Here is a 19,232-nt window from a genome sequence, read left to right on the forward strand (position 1 = left end):
GTGAGGCACTCTGAGTCGATGCGGCTGCGCGTGAGGTCCTGCCTGCAAGGACCCCCTTGAGCACGGCTCCAGCCGCCCAGGCGCAACAGATGACCTCCAAGTAAATCAAACATAAAACGACAGCCATCTGTAAGAGCACGGTCACATCTCAAAAAGCAAGCGTCTGACTAGCATGAATCTTGCAGATGGCCCCGTCTGCACCATCTTGAGAAAGCGCCTATGATGTGCCGACCGAGAGGGCCGTCGCGGGAGGTTCCATGGGCGCGGGAACGTGCATCGGGTTTGAGAGCGCTCGGGCGCTCTGGCGAAAGATCGGACATGACGTGGCGCGAGACAATCGTGCGGACGACGCTCCGCCCCTGCTCGTTCGCCTGCTCTTTGACAGTGGGGAGGGCCTGGACATGAGCGCCCTTCCCGCACGGACTCGGGTGTCCGCAGCCCCGGCGAGGGTGGTCGCGCATGAGGTGTCCGAGCTGCTCGGGCAGCACCCAGAGCTTGGAGGGCGCCTGGACGCCTGCGTCTCGGAGCAGGCCGGCCGGCACGTCGCGACCGGCGCGACGATGCACCTCACGAGCGGCTCATATCCTCCCGGGTCGTTCTGCCGGATGCCGGACGGAACGTTGCTCGCGTCGCCCGAGCTCACCTTTGTGCAGCTTGCGCGCACGCTGTCCGACGACGGGCTCCTGGCGTACGGCTATGAGCTCTGCGGCTACTACGCGCGTGGCGCGGAGGGGTTCTGCAGCTGCCCGAAGCTCACGTCGACGGGACGGATGGGGCGCTACCTCGAACGTCTCGAGCGGCTGCGCGCGGCCCGGGGCCAGGGGATGCCCCCGGGCGTCAAGCGCGTGCGCCGCGCGCTGGGCCAGGTGCTCGACGGGGCGGCCTCACCGGAGGAGGCGATCGCTTCGATGGTGCTCGCGCTGCCACGAGACCGCGGCGGCTTTGGCCTGCCGCCCGGTTGCCTCAACCGCGCGGTGCCGCTCTCGAGCGAGGTGGCGCGGATCTTTGGGATCGACTCCTTCGTCTGCGATGCAAGCTGGGCGGGGCGAAGGGTGGCCTTTGAGTACCAGGGATGGCAGCACAAGATTCGCTCGCGCCAGACCGTAGACCTTCGCAAGGGAAACGTGCTCGTCGCGGACGGGTGGACGCTCGTGCAGGCCAATCGGGCGATGCTCTCCAGCCAGGAGCTCATGGAGGAGGTTGCCGTGACGCTTTCCCGTGCGCTGGGGGTTCGGTGGGAGCCGCCTGACGCGAGCGTTCGGACGCGGCAGCTGCGCTTCAGGAATGGCCTGCTTGCAGAGCTGGGCCCGGGAGAGATCGAGCGCCTGAGCTGAGGGAGGTCATGGCGACGGCACGGCAGGTCGGCCGGGGGCCTTGGATACCAGCGCCCCATCCCGTGCCGCCGGGAAGCTGCAAGGCTGGGTGCCTGGTGGACTCGCGTGTAGGATGATGAGCGGGCCTGGCTCTCCCTCTTTCGAAACTGGGTGGTACGTTTGATATGGTGGTGCGCTTTGGTGATCGTTTTTGCTCAAACGTGCTCGTTTCGCGCTAAATCGAACGAGATTGGGTGGTGTTCTTGATGTCAGCGAGCGTGACGCATCAAGAACACCACCCAGTTTCGACACGGGGTCCGGGAGAGGGCTCGCCTGCGGGTCGGCACCGCCGCGGGACGAGAAGAACCTCAGGCCGAGAAGAACCTCGGGCCGACGCCGCCCCGTCCCGCGCTACTGCACCTCGACGGTGGTCCCGAGGGTGTTGGCGGGCAGGGTGCGGAGCCAGAAGCTCGGCCGTGCGGCCGTGAGGGCGTCGGCGACGCGGCGCGCGACCTCGTCGCCGTCCGCGATCGCGAGCATCGTGGACCCGGAGCCGGAGATCACGAACGCACTGGCGCCCGCCTCGAGCGCGGTCGTGCGGAGCGGCTCGTAGTCGGGAATCAGCTGGGAGCGGTAGGGCTCGTGGAGCCGGTCGTGGCAGGCGGCGGCGAGCAGCGTGGCGTCCCCGGTCTCGAAGGCGCGCACCACGGCCACGCAGCGGCCCATCTGCCAGACCGCGGTCTCGCGCGTGACGGTTTCGGGCAGGACGCGCCGGGCGTCGGCGGTCCTGACCTCGTAGGGGGGCGCCACGGCGACAAAGCGCAGGGAGCTCGCCACGTCCATGCGGGTCGAGGTGGTGACGTCCCCGTCGACGAACGAGCTCACGAGCCCTCCCAGGAGCGCAGGCGCCACGTTGTCCGGGTGCCCCTCGAGCGTCACCGCGATCTTGAGGGCGCGCTCGCGGTCGAAGCCCTCCGGAGAGAGCGCCATCGCGGCGCCGATGCCGGCGATCACGCACGCGGAGCTCGACCCCAGGCCGCCCGAGAGCGGGATGGGGGAGAGGATCGCAATGCGAAGCGGCACCGCCCTCGTGCCGATCTTCTCGCACGCGGCGAGGTAGCTCTGCCAGACGAGGTTGTCCTCGCCGCGGAAGCGCTCCTCGCAGCCCTCGATCTCGAGCCGGTCGGACGGGCTCAGGAGGAAGGTCGCCGTGAGGTCGAGCGCCACGCCGAGGCAGTCAAAGCCCACGCCCACGTTGGCGCTCGTCGCCGGCACGCGGACGATGACCGTGCGCCGGTCGAGCCCCTCGACGCCGGTCACAGGAAGACCCTCGCGCACGCGGACTCCACGAAGGCGCCCATGCGCTCGCGGTCGCACTCGTCGTCGTGAAGGACGGTGCCCGCGCGCAGCTCGGAGAGCTGGCGAGGCGCCGCGGTTCCCGTGAGGTGCTCGAGGGCGTCCATGCACGCGAAGCCGTTCATCCCGTCGGTCACTGTGCCGAGCGCTGCGAGCACGTCGGAGGAGAACTTGTAGGGGCTCGCCGTGGAGAGGCAGACGCGCTCGGTCCCGTCGGCGGGGATCGCGTCGAGCACGTGCTTGGCGACCGCCGTGTGCGGGTCTATGAGCACGTCGAGCTCCTCCCATGTGGAGCGGATCGCGGCGCGCGTGGCCGCGTCGTCGGCGCGCCCGCACGCAAAGGTGGAGCGGATCTCGTCCATCACCGCGTCGGGCACCGTGTAGACGCCCTTCTCGGCGAGGTCGGCCATGAGGGAGGCCACGAGCTCGCAGTCCCCGTCGGAGGCGTAGTAGAGCAGGCGCTCCAGGTTGGACGAGACGAGAATGTCCATGGAGGGCGAGATCGTCTTGTGGAAGTCGCGCCGGCGGTCGTAGATGCCGGTGGTGAGGAAGTCGGTGAGCACGTCGTTGGCGTTGGAGGCCACGACGAGGCGGCGCACCGGCAGGCCCATGCGCTTGGCGAAGTAGCCGGCGAGCACGTCGCCGAAGTTGCCCGTGGGCACGCAGAAGGTGACCTCGTCACCCGGGCGGACGGCGTGGCGGCGCACGAGCTGCGCGTAGGCGTCGAAGTAGTAGGTGACCTGCGGCGCGAGGCGGCCCACGTTGATGGAGTTGGCGCTCGAGAGCACCACGCCCCGTCCCTCCAGGCGCTCAGCGAGGGCGCGGTCGGCGAAGATGCGCTTGACCTCGCCCTGGCAGTCGTCGAAGGTGCCGCGCACCGCGCACACGGCCACGTTGCCGCCGAGCTGCGTCACCATCTGGAGCCGCTGCACGTCGGAGACCTTGCCGGCCGGGTAGAAGACGGTGACACCGCAGCCCTCGACTTCCGAGAAGCCGTCGAGCGCGGCCTTGCCCGTGTCGCCGGAGGTGGCGGTGACGATCATGATCTGCCGGCCGTCCCCGGCGCGCGCGACGCTCATGAGCTGCGGGAGCATCTGGAGCGCCACGTCCTTGAAGGCGCAGGTGGGGCCGTGGTAGAGCTCGAGGAGCCAGTCGGTGCCGAGGGGGGTGACGGGGCACACGGCCTCGCTGTCCCACTGGGGGCCATAGGCGGCCGCCACGCAGTCGGCGAGCTCGTCGGGGGTGTAGTCGGGCAGCAGCGTCCCGAGCACCATGCGGGCCGTCTCGTGGAAGCCCTGCCCGCAGACGGCCTCGAGGGGGAGCTTCTTCTCGCCGAGCGCGTCGGAGACGAAAAGCCCGCCGTCGGGCGCGATGCCGGTGAGGATAGCTTGCTTGCTTGTTACGGAATTCTCGCCTGAGCGCGTGCTGTGGTAGAACGGGTTCACTGTGGCTCCTTGCGTCGAGGTACCCGTGCTTGCTGCAAGTATCATAGCCGCAGGGCGCGCCCGCGCCGCACGCCCGATACACATTCGAAAGATTGGACCCCCATGAAGATCGCCCTTCTCGGCTTTGGCACGGTGGGACGCGGCGTTGACCAGATCATCGCCGAGCGCGTGCCCGGCGTCGAGGTCGCGCGCATCCTCGAGCTCCCGGACCGCCTCACCGACCCCCGTATGACGGCCAGCTACGACGAGATCGTCTCCGACCCCTCGATCGAGCTCGTGGTGGAGTGCATGGGCGGCGTCGAGCCCGCGCACACCTTCATCATGTCAGCCCTTGCCGCGGGCAAGCACGTGGTCACATCCAACAAAGCCGTGGTCGCGGCCCACTTCGGCGAGTTCGCGGCCGCCTCGGAGGCCTCCGGCGCCTCGCTCTACCTCGAGGCCGCGGTCGGCGGCGGCATCCCCTGGATCGCCTCGCTCGAGAAGGCCCGGCGCGTCGACGAGGTCACGTCCTTCTCGGGCATCATGAACGGGACCACCAACTACATCGTGGACGCCATGCGCCGCGAGGGGGCCGAGTTCGCCGACGTGCTCGCCGAGGCCCAGCGCCTTGGCTACGCCGAGCGCGACCCCTCCGCCGACATCGACGGCATTGACGTGGCCAACAAGACCATCATCTCGGCCTCCGTGGCCTTTGACGTCGCGTGCGAGAAGAACCTCCCGGTGACGGGCATCCGAGCCCTCACCAAGGCGGACCTCGACCTCTTTGCCGAGCGCGGCCGCACCGTGAAGCTCCTCGGCCGCGGCGTCTGCCGAGACGGGCGCTACGCCGCCGCCGTCGAGCCCGTGGCCGTGCCCGTTGACTCGCTCGATGCCAACGTGCCCGGCAACTTCAACCTCGTCACGCTCGACGCCACGACGGTCGGCGAGCTCAAGTTCTACGGCCAGGGCGCCGGCAGCCTCCCCACGGGCAACGCGATCGTCCAGGACGTGCTCGACTGCGCCTCGGGCGCGCGCCGGCCCGTCTACGACTTCTCGCGCGGGCTCGTCTGGGACCCGGAGCTCCTGCGGGCAGACTACGTGTTCCGCACCGCCGCCGAGCTCCCCGGCGCGGAGCCCTTCGCCCCGGGCGCCGTGGTGGTGCGCGACCTCACGGCCGTGGCCGCACGGGCCCTGCTCGACGAGGCGGCGGCCGTCGACCCCGGCACCTTCATGGCGGCCCTCTCCTGACGGAGGGGACGGGGCACTTTGTCACGAAGCCCGCCCGTCGTGACAAAGGCGAAGTGATCGACCTCACGAGGGGCGGCGCGCGGTCCGGGCGGCCCGGGACCGCGAGGCGACGACGTCCCGGCCCGGTGCCGGGCGCCCGCCGCCCGCAGCAGCAACCACGTTCCGGGCCCGACCCGGGGAAGGCAGGAGACGCATGATCAAGATCGCCAAGTTCGGCGGGTCCTCGGTGGCCTCCGCCGAGCAGTTCCGCAAGGTGAAGGCCATCGTGGAGTCGGACCCCGACCGCCGTTTCGTGGTGGTCTCGGCCGCCGGCAAGCGCTTCGACGGCGACAACAAGATCACCGACCTGCTGCTCCTTGTGAACGCGCACATCCAGTATCACGTGGACTGCACCGCCCTTCTCGCCGACATCGAGCAGCGCTTCGTCGACATCGCCGAGGAGCTCGGCCTTTCGTGGCCCGTGCGCGAGCGCTTCGCGACCTTCGCCAGGAACATCAAGAAGCACTCTCCCGAGTACATCGTCGCGCGGGGCGAGTGGTTCACGGCGCACCTCATGGCCGAGTACCTGGGGCTGCCCTTCGTCGACGCGGCCGACGTCGTGGTCTTCCACCATGACGGCAACGTGGACATGGAGCGCACCGCGGCGCGTCTCAAGGACGTCATGGTGCGCAAGGGCTGCTTCGTGCTGCCGGGCTTCTACGGCGCCACGGTGGACGGCCAGATCAAGCTCTTCCAGCGCGGCGGCGGCGACATCACGGGCGCCATCCTGGCCCGCTGCATCGACGCCGGCCTCTACGAGAACTGGACCGACGTCTCGGGCTTCCTCTCGGCCGACCCGCGCATCGTGGAGAACCCGCGCTCCATCCGCCGCATCACCTTCGACGAGATGCGCGAGCTCTCCTACATGGGCGCCTCGGTCCTGCAGGAGGAGGCCATCTTCCCCGTTCGCGAGGTCAACATCCCCATCCAGATCAAGAACACCAACCGTCCCGAGGACGTGGGCACGATCATCCGCGAGAAGGCGCGCCTCGGCGAGGACGAGCACCTCATCACCGGCATCGCCGGCAAGCGCGACTTCATCTCCATCCACATCAAGAAGGCCCACATGTCCGGCGAGGTCGGCTTTGTGCGCCGCGCGCTCTCGATCTTCGAGCGCTACGGGGTCTCCGTGGAGCACATCCCCACGGGCGTCGACTCCTTCTCCGTGGTGGTCAACGGCGCGGACGTCCGCGACTCCATCTACTCGATTGTCGCCGACATCCGCCGCGAGCTGGAGCCCGACGACATCTCGATGGTCGACAAGCTCGCGCTGCTGTCCGTGGTGGGCCGCAACATGTCCAAGCGAAGCGGCACCTCCGGCAAGATCTTCGGCGCGCTCGGCGAGGCCGGCATCAACATCCGCATGATCACGCAGAGCTCCCAGGAGATCTCGATCATTATGGGCGTGAACAACGAGGACTTCGACCACGCCGTTCAGGTTATCTACGACCGCTTCGTCCGCGACGAGATGGTCACCACAAGCTAACGTGCAAGGGGGGCGTGCAAAGGGGACAGTCACTTTTGCACGCGCATACCGTGCAAAAGTGACTGTCCCCTTTGCACGCCCCGCAGCCCCTTTGCACGCCCCCTACGCCCACCCAGCAGAAAGGAACCGCAATGAGCGAGAAGAACGTAGCCATCCTCGGCGCCACCGGCGTGGTGGGCCAGCAGATGCTCCAGTGCCTCGAGGAGCGCGACTTCCCGGTTTCGCGCCTCGTGCCGCTTGCGAGCGCGCGCTCGGTCTCCGCCGGCCGCACCGTGAGCTTCCGCGGCGAGGACGTCCCCGTGCGGCTGGCCGAGCCCGACGCCTTCGAGGGCGTTGACATCGTGCTCGGCGCGGCCGACGACGCCACGGCCCGCGCGCTTCTCCCGGAGGCCGTGCGCCGCGGCGCCGTGTGCGTTGACAACTCCCATGCCTTTCGCATGGACCCCGACGTGCCGCTCGTCGTGCCGGAGATCAACGCCGCTGACATCGCCGGCCACCACGGCATCATCGCCAACCCCAACTGCGCCACGATCATCGGTCTGGTGCCGGTGTGGCCGCTCCACCAGGCGGCGGGCCTCACGCGTCTGGTGGTGTCCACCTACCAGGCCGCCTCGGGCGCCGGCAAGCCGGGCCTCGACGAGCTCGTGCGCGAGATCGGGTGCGTGGCGGCGGGCGAGTCGGTGGGGGAGACGGCGCCCTTCCAGTACCAGCTCGCCGAGAACCTCATTCCGCAGATCGGCGGCTTCAAGGACGAGGGCTACACTTCCGAGGAGCTCAAGATGCTCAACGAGGGCCGCAAGATCATGCACCTGCCCGAGCTCCGCGTGAACTGCACGTGCGTCCGCGTGCCGGTGGTGCGCTCTCACTCCGAGTCCATCACGGCCGAGTTCGAGCGGCCGATCTCCGTGGAGGAGGCGCGCGCGCTGCTTGAGGCCGCGCCGGGCGTGCGCGTGGTGGACGAGCCGGCGGAGAGCCGCTATCCGATGCCGCTCGAGACGTCCGACCAGGACCTCATCTGGGTCGGCCGCCTGCGCCGCGACCTCTCCGCGCCGGAGGGCGTCTCTGCGCTCACGTTCTGGTGCTGCGGCGACCAGATTCGCAAGGGCGCGGCGACCAACGCCGTACAGATCGCGGAGTATCTGGTGTAGGGGCCTTCCCGCGCCGGTGCCGCACGGTCAGCGTCCGGGCTCCGCGCGCGATTCCGTGCCGCTTTCCGGCATGCGTAACGAGCGTTTTGCAGCAATCCCGAGCTACGCATTCCCCTCTGGATGCGTAGCTCGGGATTTGGGGTAAATTTGCACGGTTTTTCGAGAATGCGCATGCGAAAGTTTCATCTTTTGCACGCGTAACCCGCGGTTTCGGAAATCCGAGCTTACGCGTTCTTCGCGAAGACGTCCAGGCTCTGCCAAGCCCCGCTAAAGCCCACATGAGGCGAGCGCGGCACCCCCGGAGCCGCTAGAAGCTCGCCAGCACCTCGGACGTGAGGCGCTCCGCCACGGCGACGGCCACCTCGGCCGCGGCGCGCACGTCGTCGACGCGGCAGATAGCCGTCCCGGCGTGCACGTAGCGGCACGGCACGCCCGCCACCACGCAGGGGACGTCGAGCTGGTGCAAGGGCCCGCCGTCGGTGCCGCCGCCCTCGCGCACGGAGGTCTGCGCGGCAATCCCCGCCTCGAACGCCACGCCAAGAACGAAGCGCTGGTAGCGCGGGTGCGTGATCATGCAGCGGTCGAAGTAGCGAAACATCGGGCCCCGGCCCAGCGCGGCCTGCACCTCGTCGGGCGTGCAGAACGTGTCGTCCGCAGGGCAGCCCTCAAAGAGGAACGCCACGTCGGGCGAGAAGTGCCGCGCGGCCGCGGCCACCCCGCGCTCGCCGACCTCCTCCTGCGCGGAGATGGAGCCCACCACGTCGACGGGCAGGTCGTCGCGGCGTGAGAGCTCTCGCAGGGCGAGCAGCATCGCGCAGACGCCCGCGCGGCAGTCGAACGCCTTGCCAAGGGCCACTCCGCGCGCCGCGTCGAAGGAAAACGCCGTGTCCGGCACGATTGGCTCGCCCATGCCCATGTGGAACGCGTTGACCGCCTCCTCGTACGAGCGCGCGCCCACGTCCAGGATGAGGGCGGTCCTTCCCGAGGCGCGCTCGGCCTCGCTCAGGAAGTGCGGCGGCTTCACGCCCACCACGCCGCGCACCCACGATCCGTCGGTCGCGCGCACCCACACGCCCTGGCCGGCAAGCGTCCCCGGCGTGAAGCGGCCCAGCTCGACGAAGCTCATCGTGCCGTTGGAGAGCACGGCCTTGACCATGCCGCCCACCTCGTCTCCGTGGGCGTCCAGCATGAGGACGGGCTTATCGCCGGTGAAGTTCTTCGGCGTGATGAGGCCGTCGCGCAGCGTGTTCTCCTTGAACGTGGCCCAGCCCTCGCAGAACGCGCGCGCCACGGCGAGCGTCTCGTCTTCAAATCCGGACGGCGCCTTCGCGTTGGAGAGCGCGCCGAGAAGCGCCACGAGCTCGTCGTTGCTGACGTCCATAGGAGTCCTTTCGTCGGGTGCAAAGGGGACAGGCACTTTTGCACGCTTTTCCACGTCGGGCGGCGGGCCAGCGAGGGCCGTCGTCTCCGACTGTGCCCCCACAGTATAATCTGGCGCAGCCCCTCCGCCGGGGTGTGCGCGGAATGCGGCGAATAGCTCTGGGGGGACGGCCGGTCCGGCTTCTCGGGGAGGGGCTCGCTCACATTGAGGAGGTCATCTCGTCGGCCTCGAACCTTGCTCTCGAGTTTGCCGCTGACGGGGGTTCGAGAATGCCTCGGGAATATAGGATTGACTCGTGTTGACTGTTGCGAGGCGAGAAGAACGGAGGCTCGATGAGCGCTGGCATGCCCGGCTGGGCCGCGTGGGGGAGCCTCGCGGAGGAGGAGCTCGCCAGCGAGGCTGAGGCGCTGCTGCGCGAGAGCCGGCGCGCGCCGGTGGACCGAAGGCGCGTGGAGAGGCTGCTCGAGCTCTACGGGCAGCGCTACGACACGCTGCCGGCGCGCATCCGGCGCATCGTGGGGGAGATCGAGGTCGAGGACTGAGGGGCTGTGCAAAAGTGCCTGTCCCCTTTGCACGGCGGGACCGTCCGCGGAGGAGAGCGTGCGCAACCGCTCGCGTTCTCGTTATGATGGATAATGTTGACAATTGCTGTCCGGTCCCGATACGTAGTTTTCAGGGTTCCGGCAACGCTGTGCGGTATGGGAGCTAACAGATGATCCTGCTTACGGTCGAGAAAAACGTTCGGGGGGGGGTTCTCCGAGTAGGAGCGCCAGTCTAGTCCCGCATGTCCCGCTATGCCGCTCCGAGGGGGTGGCGTAACGGATGGACAACGCCTTCTTCGACAACAAGACCAGCATTCTCAAAGATGACCTCGTCAAGGTCATCAGTGAAGGGGATACCGTCTCCGTAGCGGCATCGGTGTTCTCGATGTACGCATTCAACGAGCTTCGCGAGCAGCTTGAGTCGCTCGACGAGTTTCGGTTCATATACACCGAGCCGACCTTTGCCAAGGAGCGCGCCAAGAAGGAGCAGCGCGAGTTCTACATCCCGCGCCTTTCGCGTGAGCAGGGGCTCTACGGCACAGAGTTCGAGATCAAGCTCCGCAACGAGCTTACCCAGAAAGCCGTTGCGTCGGAATGTGCGAGCTGGATTAGGGAGAAGGCTCGTTTCAGGTCCGCAACAGCCGGTCAGGCACCTGTAGCGCCCGCTCTGACTGTGAGCGGAAAAGGAGACGCGTCTACCTACATGCCCTTCCAGCGCTTTACGGTGGGAGAGCTTGGGGTGGGCGATCATCCCACCGTGACGGGCGTGTCACGTCTTGACACCTCGACGTCCCGACAGTTCCTTGCCATGTTCGATCAGGCATGGAAAAACGGGGGGCTCGAAGACGTCACCGATACAGTCGTGGACAACATTCAGGCAATGTATCGGGAGAACGCGCCCGAGCTTATCTACTATGCGGCGCTCTATCGAATCTTTCACGAGTTCCTTGATGACGTCTCAGTGGACAATCTGCCCAAGGAAGGAACGGGTTTCCGCGAAAGCACTATATGGAACCTTCTCTATGATTTTCAGAAAGATGCGGTTCTTGCCATCATCAACAAGCTCCAGACCTACGATGGCTGCATCCTTGCCGACAGCGTAGGTCTTGGCAAGACGTTCACGGCGCTCGCTGTCATCAAGTACTACGAGTCGCTCAATCGAAACGTGCTCGTCCTTTGTCCCAAGAAGCTTTCGGACAACTGGACGATGTACCGCAACAACCAGGTCAACAATCCCATAGCCAGCGATCGTCTCCGCTATGACGTGCTCTATCACACCGACCTCTCGCGCAAGCGGGGCAAGACCGTCACAGGCATGGACTTGGAGACAATCAACTGGGGCGGATATGACCTCGTCGTCATCGACGAGTCTCACAACTTCCGCAACGGCGAAGACACAGCAACCGCGGCAAGGGACGACGGGACGGGTGGTACCGAGAACCGCTATCAGCGTCTGATCAACCACGTCATTCGCGGCGGAGTCCCCACCAAGGTGCTCATGCTCTCCGCGACCCCCGTCAACAACCGCTTCCGGGACCTGCGCAACCAGCTGAGGCTTGCCTATCAGGGAGATCCGGCTGGGTGGTCGGAGAAGCTGGGGCTCTCTTCCAACATCGAGGACGTGTTTAAGAGTGCCCAGGGCGCCTTCACGGTCTGGTCCAAACTTCCCGCCGAGGAGCGCAGCACTGAGGCGCTCACCGACTCGCTCGACTTCGACTTCTTCAAGGTCCTCGACCAGGTGACGGTTGCTCGTTCGCGCAAGCATATCCAGCGCTACTACGACGTGAGTGCCATCGGACCGTTCCCGCGTCGCAACGACCCCGTCTCCATTTATCCCAAGCTGTCGACGCTGCCCAACAGTATTACGTACAGCGAGATTGCCAACTCGCTTGACCGTCTCACGCTTGCGGTTTACATCCCTTCGCATTATCTGCTGCCGTCGGCTCGAGGAAAGTATGAGGACAAGAACGGCAACCTCACCACGAGCGGTCGCGAGACGGGTGTCCGCAAGCTCATGGCAGCCAATCTGCTCAAGCGTCTCGAAAGCTCTATCTCGTCGTTCAGGCTCACGCTTGAGCGCGTCTTCTCGGTCATGAACCAGTGCCTCAACACCATTGAGGTGTTCAAGGCTGAGGGAGCTGTCACGTCGAAAGTGGACGCTTCCTCTTTTGGTGACGGTTTTGACCTCGACTACGAGGATGCCGACTTCATGGACTTCTCCGTGGGCGGCAAAACGCAGTTCGATCTTCGCGACCTCGATTGGAAAAGCTGGGAGAAGGACGTCCGGGATGACGCTCAGACGATTGAGGGCCTGCTCGAGATGATTCGCGGCATCGATGCCGAGCACGATGACAAACTCCTGCGTCTCGAACGGCTCATTGCCGAGAAGGTCGAGAACCCCATCAACCCGGGCAACAAGAAGGTCATCGTCTTCACCGCCTTCGCTGACACCGCGAACTACCTCTATGAGAACGTCTCTGAGTTCGCATCTCGCGAGCTGGGACTGGGAGTCGCAGAGGTCACGGGATCGGGTGGCGGCAAGACCAACGTTGACGGCGTCCGCGGTGACCTTTCCGAGATCCTCACCTGCTTCTCGCCCGTCTCCAAGGACCGCGACAAGGTCTACCCGCGTCTGCGCGGCAAGGACATCGACATCCTCATCGCCACGGACTGCATCTCCGAGGGCCAGAACCTCCAGGACTGCGACTACCTCGTGAACTACGACATCCATTGGAACCCGGTGCGCATCGTCCAGCGCTTCGGCCGCGTGGACCGCATCGGTTCCAAGAATGATGTCATTCAGCTCGTCAACTTCTGGCCTGATGAGGATTTGGATAACTACCTAAACCTCAAGACGCGCATCGAGAATAAGAATCGCGCCCTCGTCTTGGCGTCGACAGGTGATGATGACTATATCAACGAGGACGAAAAAGGTGACCTAGAGTATCGTCGCCGACAGCTCGAGCAGATGAAGCACGAGGTCGTGGACCTCGAGGACGTCTCGGGCGGCGTCTCCATCACCGACCTTGGCCTCAACGACTTCCGTATGGATCTGGTCTCCTACCACCAGGAGAATCCGGACATCGATCGCGTCCCCACGGGCATCGATGCCGTGGTGGAGGGTGACACACCGGGCATCATCTTCGTGCTCCGCAACGTGAACCAGGAGCTCGACGCCAAGACGCGCAACCAGATTCACCCGTTCTACCTGGTGTATGTGAGCGACGAGGGCGAGGTCGTGCATGGCTACCTCGATCCCAAAGAGTCTCTCGACGCCATGCGACGCCTGTGCAAAGGCAAGTCTGAACCCGATTCGGTGCTCTGCCGTGCCTACAACAAGGCCACGAAGAACGGGCGAGACATGCACGTCGCCTCGGGCCTGTTGCGCAGCGCCATCGAGTCGATCGTGGAGGAGAAGGCCGAGGCCGACCTCGACAGCTTCTTCTCCGGCGGCACCACGAGTTTCCTCGAAAACGACGTGGCGGGACTCGACGACTTCGAGCTTGTCTGCTTCCTGGTGGTGAGGCCTCGTGCTTAATCTGCCGAGCACGGTGCTCGTCAACCGTGTGATGCCCAAGAAGGTGTTCTACGAGCACCTTAAGACGACAGCTGCCATCAAGGAACAGTTCGTCCAGCAGATCGAGCGCATCGAGATGGTCGCCTCCATCAAGGAGGCCAGTATCCACATTCCTGGCGACAAGGACGTGGCGGAGATAGACGTTCTCGCGCTCTATCTCAAAGGCATCGGCATCCCCTACGAGGCAATCGAGTTGGTTGCCCGCTCGATATCCAACAAGCTGCTCTTTATCTGTCTAACGAACGAGTCCTGCAAGCTGCTTGTCAGACGAGACCGCCTCTATGAGACGGGGTGGGAGCCGACCGATGGCGCCAAGCTCGAGCTCGTGGGATCGACCTTAGGAGAGCTCTGGGATTCCATCGTGTCCCAGGTTATTTTCGGCGATGCAAGCTACACGGACCTTGCCGGACGCCTCGAGCGAAAGAGGCGGAGCGAGGCGCTGCGGCTTGAGCTCGAGCAGGTTGAGCGGAAGCGCAAATCAGAAAAGCAAATCGCAAAGAAGAACGCTCTCTTCGATCGCAAACGCGCAATCGAGGCGGAGCTGTCCCGTCTGGAGGGGGAGTCCTGATGGAGAAGCTGTCCCATACCACCGAGAGCATCCTCGACGAGAACGTCGAGAAGCTCGCCGCGCTCTTCCCCGAGGTCGTGACCGAGGTTCGCGAGCCCGACGGCACCCTTCGCCACACCATCGACGTCGACGCCCTGAAGGAGCGCGTGGGCGACGTCGCCGAGGGCCAGAGGGAGCGCTACCAGTTCACCTGGCCAGGCAAGCGCGAGGCCAAGCAGGAGGCGTACCGCCAGATTGACAAGTGCCTGCGCCCGTGCCCCGAGAAGAGCGTGAACTGGGACACGACGCAGAACCTCTACATTGAGGGCGACAACCTCGACGCGCTCAAGCTCCTGCGCAACACCTATGCCGGCAAGGTCAAGATGATCTACATCGATCCGCCCTACAACACGGGCCACGACTTCATCTACGACGACGACTTCTCGAAGACGAAGGAGGACTACGACGCGGAGAGTGGCGACTACGACGAGGAGGGCGGCCGCCTCGTCGCCAACCCCGAGTCCAACGGCCGCTTCCACTCCGACTGGTGCAGCATGATGTACCCGCGCCTGCTGCTCGCCAGGGACCTGCTAAGCGAGGACGGGATTCTGTTCGTTAGCCTTGACGATTCCGAGCTTGCCAACTTGTGCAAGATGCTTCCGGAGATGTTTGGCCCCGATAACCGCCTGGGAATGTTCCCGCGCGTTACGAAGAAGGCGGGGAAATCAAGTGATATTGCCCAGAATAATGACTACATTGTCGCAATAAAAAAGAAGGCATCTATTCAGGTTAACCTGCCGGCGCACGTAGATGCAGGGTTCTCGAACGCCGATGAATATCTGAATGAAAGAGGCCCATATAAACTGAACCAGACTCTTGACTACAACAGCCTTCAGTACAACGAGTCGATGGATTATCAGATTAACATCGCAGGTGAAACATTTGTACCAGGTGGTTCATTTTCAGCGTATGAAGCTCGCCACAATGGCGTTCATGGACGAACTGATTGGGTATGGCGGTGGAGTAAAGAGCTGTTCTCCTTTGGTTTAGAGAATGGCTTCGTAGTTGTTAGAGAGGGACGAAACGGAAAGCGAATCTATACAAAGACGTATCAGAACGCCTCGATTGATCGCTCTCCGCATGGATATAGGGTTGTAATACAGCCTAGAACAAGAGCAGTATCCTCTCTCGAGTTTGTTGATAATAAGTACTCAAATGACAACTCAAAGAAAGAAATTGATGGACTGTTCGGGACGCCGGTCTTTGATTATTCGAAGCCAAGTGAGCTAATTAAGAGTCTGGTTAATCTCATTCCCGATAAGAACGCAGTAATACTTGACTTCTTCTCTGGATCTGCCACAACTGCTCATGCGGTTATGCGACTTAATGCCGAAGATGGTGGTAACCGCAAGTTCATCATGGTGCAGCTGCCAGAGGTCTGCGACGAGAAGTCAGAGGCCGCCAAGGCGGGCTACAAGAACATCTGCGAGATCGGCAGGGAGCGTATCCGTCGCGCTGGCAAGAAGATTGCTTCCGAGGTGGAGGAATCCAACCGCCAGCTCAAGCTTGGCGAAGAGCCGAAGAAGGTCCCCGACGTCGGCTTCCGTACGCTCAAGATTGACTCCTCGAACTTCGAGGACGTGTCCGCAGAACCCGAGGAATACACCCAGCAGGCGATTGTTGGCTTCGCTGACAACCTCAAGCCGGATCGCACGCCAGACGACCTTATCATCCAGGTGATGCTCAAGAAGCAGATCGAGCTCTCGGCCCCTATCGAGAAGCTCGACGTCGACGGCTACACGGTCTTCTCGGTCGATGGTGGCCGCCTCGTCGCCTGCTTCGACAGAGGCGTGCCCGTCAAGGTCATGACGGCAATGGCCAAGATGGAGCCCGACTACGCGGTCATGCGTGACGCCTCCTTCGCCGGTGACGACGCTGTCTCGAACTTTGCCGAGATCTTCAAGAACTACAGCTCCATTACTGAGGTCGAGGTGATCTAGGTTATGGAGTTCAAGTTCAAAGTTCAGCAGTACCAGACTTTGGCGGCAGATGCGGTTGCCGATGTCTTCAAAGGCCAGCCCAAAGTTGATGGCCAACAGTTCGTTCGTGATCTGGGGGCCGGGTTCTACAACAAGAAGGGCCAGGCGTTCATTGGCAACTTCGATAGCCTTGAGGCAGATGCTTCCGATGGCTACAAGAACGCTCCGTTAACGATGGGCTCCGACGTTCTTCTCGACAACATTAAGAAGGTCCAGGACCGCAACGGCATCGAGCGTTCGGGCAAGCTCAGCCACTCACTTGGCGCCTGCGAGCTGGACGTCGAGATGGAGACGGGCACCGGTAAGACCTACGTCTACACCGAGACCATCTTTGAGCTCAACAAGCGCTACGGGTGGTCCAAGTTCATCATCGTGGTGCCGAGCGTCGCCATTCGTGAGGGCGTGGCTAAGTCGCTTGCCATCACCGAGCGGCACTTCGCCGACCGTTACGGGAAGCGCATCTGGTGGTTTGTCTACAACAGCTCGCGCCTGAACGAGCTCGATGCTTTTGCCAGCAGAAGCGACATCTCCGTCATGGTCATTAACATGCAAGCGTTCAACGCCTTTGACGAGTCCAAGAGCAAGGAGGGGCGCGGGGGAGACAAGACCGCCCGCATCATGTTCTCCGAACGCGACGACTTTGGCAGCCGGCGCCCCATTGACGTTCTTGCAGCCACCAACCCCATCCTCATCCTCGATGAGCCTCAGAAAATGGGGAAGAAGAACAGCGCCACGCGCAAGGCGATGCAGCAGTTCCATCCGCTCTTCTCGCTCAACTACTCGGCCACGCACGCAGAGCACCATAACGAGGTCTATGCGCTTGACGCGCTCGACGCCTACAACATGCGCCTTGTGAAGCGCATCGAGGTAAAGGGCTTTGAGGTGCGCGGCATGCGTGGTACGGACGGCTACCTCTGCCTGCAGGAGATCAAGGTGAGCAAGGCCGCTCCCGTCGCGCGGATCGAGTTCAAGAAGCTTATGGCCAACGGTAGCGTTAAGAAGATCATTGGTTCGTTCAACGAGGGTGACGACATCTACGTTGCCTCGGGCGAGCTCGAGGCATATCGCAACGACTTCGTCGTCTCTGAGATTCGCGCCGATCAGGATGGCACCCTTGGCTACGTGCGCTTCCGCAATGGTGAGGAGCTGCGTTGCGGTGAGGTTGTTGGCGACTCCGCGGGCGAGGATATCCGTCGCGTACAGATTCGCGAGACCATAAAGAGTCACCTTCAGAAGGAGGAGCAGCTTTTCTCGCGGGGCATCAAGTGCCTCTCGCTCTTCTTCATCGACGAGGTGGCGAAGTACCGCGCCTACTCGGATGACGGAGAGGAGCTGACGGTCGGCTACGGCAAGGTGTTTGAGGAGGAGTACGCTGCCGCCGTTGCCGAGCGTCTCGACTTACCTCGCATTGGGGACGACGCGCCTGGCTCCTACGTCTCGTATCTCAAGCAGTTTGAGCCGAACCAGGTGCACAAGGGATACTTCTCGATTGACAAGAAGGGCCATGCGATCAACAGCACCACCAAGCGCGGCTCCGAGGACTCCGACGACGAGAGCGCCTACGATCTCATCCTCAAGAACAAGGAGCGGCTGCTTTCCTTCGAAGAGCCCACGCGCTTCATCTTCTCCCACTCGGCGCTGCGCGAGGGATGGGACAACCCCAACGTCTTCCAGATCTGCACGCTCAAGGAGTCTGGCTCCGAGACGAGCAAGCGCCAGGAGGTCGGGCGCGGTATGCGCCTGTGCGTGAACCAGGAAGGCGACCGTCAGGACGTCGGCGCGCTCGGCGAGGACATGGTCCAGAAGGTTAACCTGCTCACGGTCATCGCGTCCGAGAGCTACTCGAGCTTTGTGAGCGACCTGCAGGGGGACATCCGTTCCGAGCTGCGCGAACGACCGAAGAAGGTCACGAGGGAGTTCCTCCGGGACTTTCACTTTGTTGGCTCGGGCGGCGTGAAGCTCGAGCTGGACGGCGGGCAGGCCGAGCTCGTGCACAACGCGCTGGTGAAGCTCGAGTACGTTGGCCTCGACGGTAGCGTCACCGACAAGTTCAAGACTGAGGGCATCAGGCGCGAGGAGATCGAGACACTCCCCGTTGCCGCGCGTGCGGTGATCGAGCAGAAGCTTCCGCTTATCGAGACCGCTCTGACGAGCGTCTTTGACAGTTCGGTGCTTGATGACATGGTGAGCAACGGCCTCGAGACGAAGGTTCTCTCCAATCCCCTTAACGAGAACTTCGGAAAGAGGGAGTTCCAGGAGCTCTGGAACAAGATCAACTTCAAGCAGGCCTATACCGTTCACTTTGACGACGACGAGCTGCGCCGCAAGGCGGTGGACAACATCGACCGCAACCTCATGGTCTCCAAGGTGACGTATCGTATCGTCACAGGAGAGCAGGCCGAGGAGGGAAGTGCCGAGCAGCTTGACTCGAAGAGCCACTTCGAGGTGAGTCATACCGAGACGCACAACCTTTCCGACGTGTCTCCCATCCACGTCAAATATGACCTGGTGGGCGAGGTCGCAAGGCGGGCGAAGATCACCCGTCGAAGCGCGGCGAGGATTCTCTCCGAGATGAGCCCTGTGAAGTTTGCGCTCTTCAAGGAGAACCCCGAGGAGTTCATCGCCAAGGTGGGGGATGCCATCGTCGACGAGAAAGCGACGATGATCGTGGAGCACATCAGCTACAACCGGCTCGAGGAGCGATACGACGCCGCCATCTTCACGGAGACCATGCCGGAGAGCATGGCGCGCGCCTACCGTTCCAAGAAGAACGTTCAGGACTACGTGTTCCCGGACGGGACTGCGGTGAAGTCCGTGGAGCGGCGGTTTGCCGAGGATTTGGACGCGGCTGACGAGGTGGTTGTCTACGCCAAACTGCCGCGTTCGTTCCAGATACCGACGCCGGTCGGCAACTACGCCCCCGACTGGGCAATCGCCTTCAAGCAGGGGAGTGTAAAGCACGTCTTCTTTGTTGCAGAGACGAAGGGATCGATGAGCACGTTGGACCTGAGACCTATCGAGCAGGCGAAGATCGCGTGCGCGAAGAAGCTGTTCAACGAGATGGGTGACGCCGACGTGCGTTACGACGTGGTCGACAGCTATGAGAAGCTTCTTGAGGTTGTGGGGGAGTAA

12 protein-coding genes are annotated in these 19,232 nt (G+C 63.6%); 9 read left to right on the forward strand and 3 right to left on the reverse strand.

What is annotated here, in order from left to right; translation table 11 throughout:
- The first annotated feature begins 257 nt into the window (after nt 1-257).
- A complete protein-coding gene (locus B5F84_RS03220) occupies nt 258-1,334 on the forward strand; it encodes a hypothetical protein (RefSeq protein WP_087320719.1) in 1,077 nt (358 codons plus the stop codon).
- 390 nt (nt 1,335-1,724) lie between these two features.
- Here the strand turns inward: B5F84_RS03220 and thrB are convergent, their stop codons facing one another.
- Together thrB and thrC are read right to left on the reverse strand one after the other, a co-directional pair.
- Nucleotides 1,725-2,651, reverse strand: a complete 927-nt coding sequence (gene thrB / locus B5F84_RS03225; RefSeq protein ID WP_239378217.1) for a homoserine kinase — start codon at nt 2,649-2,651, stop codon at nt 1,725-1,727.
- Nucleotides 2,630-4,114 (reverse strand): threonine synthase, encoded by a 1,485-nt coding sequence (thrC, locus tag B5F84_RS03230; protein WP_087320724.1) that lies wholly within the window; start codon nt 4,112-4,114, stop codon nt 2,630-2,632. The genes thrB and thrC overlap by 22 nt, the downstream gene beginning before the upstream one ends.
- Nucleotides 4,115-4,216: 102 nt before the next feature.
- Between thrC and B5F84_RS03235 the strand changes: the two genes are divergently transcribed.
- The 3 genes from B5F84_RS03235 to B5F84_RS03245 all read left to right on the forward strand — a co-directional run bounded on the left by B5F84_RS03235 (nt 4,217) and on the right by B5F84_RS03245 (nt 8,014).
- Nucleotides 4,217-5,341 carry a homoserine dehydrogenase gene (locus tag B5F84_RS03235; protein ID WP_087320727.1) on the forward strand — a complete coding sequence of 375 codons (1,125 nt, stop codon included), beginning with the start codon at nt 4,217-4,219 and terminating at the stop codon, nt 5,339-5,341.
- A 193-nt stretch (nt 5,342-5,534) separates the two neighbouring features.
- Complete coding sequence (locus tag B5F84_RS03240; RefSeq protein ID WP_087320731.1) at nt 5,535-6,866, forward strand: aspartate kinase; 1,332 nt, start codon at nt 5,535-5,537, stop codon at nt 6,864-6,866.
- 131 nt (nt 6,867-6,997) lie between these two features.
- Entirely contained in the window at nt 6,998-8,014 is a 1,017-nt protein-coding gene (locus tag B5F84_RS03245) for an aspartate-semialdehyde dehydrogenase (protein WP_087320734.1), read from the forward strand.
- 307 nt (nt 8,015-8,321) lie between these two features.
- Here the strand turns inward: B5F84_RS03245 and B5F84_RS03250 are convergent, their stop codons facing one another.
- Entirely contained in the window at nt 8,322-9,395 is a 1,074-nt protein-coding gene (locus B5F84_RS03250) for a M20/M25/M40 family metallo-hydrolase (protein ID WP_087320736.1), read from the reverse strand.
- 332 nt (nt 9,396-9,727) lie between these two features.
- Between B5F84_RS03250 and B5F84_RS03255 the strand changes: the two genes are divergently transcribed.
- From B5F84_RS03255 to B5F84_RS03275, 5 genes are all read left to right on the forward strand, one after another.
- Complete coding sequence (locus B5F84_RS03255; protein ID WP_075280357.1) at nt 9,728-9,937, forward strand: hypothetical protein; 210 nt, start codon at nt 9,728-9,730, stop codon at nt 9,935-9,937.
- A 385-nt stretch (nt 9,938-10,322) separates the two neighbouring features.
- A complete protein-coding gene (locus B5F84_RS03260) occupies nt 10,323-13,475 on the forward strand; it encodes a helicase-related protein (protein WP_204205488.1) in 3,153 nt (1,050 codons plus the stop codon).
- 31 nt (nt 13,476-13,506) lie between these two features.
- On the forward strand, nt 13,507-14,082 hold the full coding sequence (locus tag B5F84_RS03265) for a DUF4391 domain-containing protein (RefSeq protein WP_158094470.1): 576 nt from the start codon (nt 13,507-13,509) through the stop codon (nt 14,080-14,082).
- On the forward strand, nt 14,082-16,061 hold the full coding sequence (locus tag B5F84_RS03270) for a site-specific DNA-methyltransferase (RefSeq protein ID WP_087320743.1): 1,980 nt from the start codon (nt 14,082-14,084) through the stop codon (nt 16,059-16,061). Before B5F84_RS03265 ends, B5F84_RS03270 begins: the two co-directional genes overlap by 1 nt.
- Nucleotides 16,062-16,064: 3 nt before the next feature.
- Nucleotides 16,065-19,232, forward strand: coding sequence for a DEAD/DEAH box helicase family protein (locus tag B5F84_RS03275; protein WP_087320746.1), 3,168 nt, complete (start codon nt 16,065-16,067; stop codon nt 19,230-19,232).

It is taken from the genome of Olsenella sp. An290, assembly GCF_002159535.1.
GTDB lineage: Bacteria > Actinomycetota > Coriobacteriia > Coriobacteriales > Atopobiaceae > Thermophilibacter.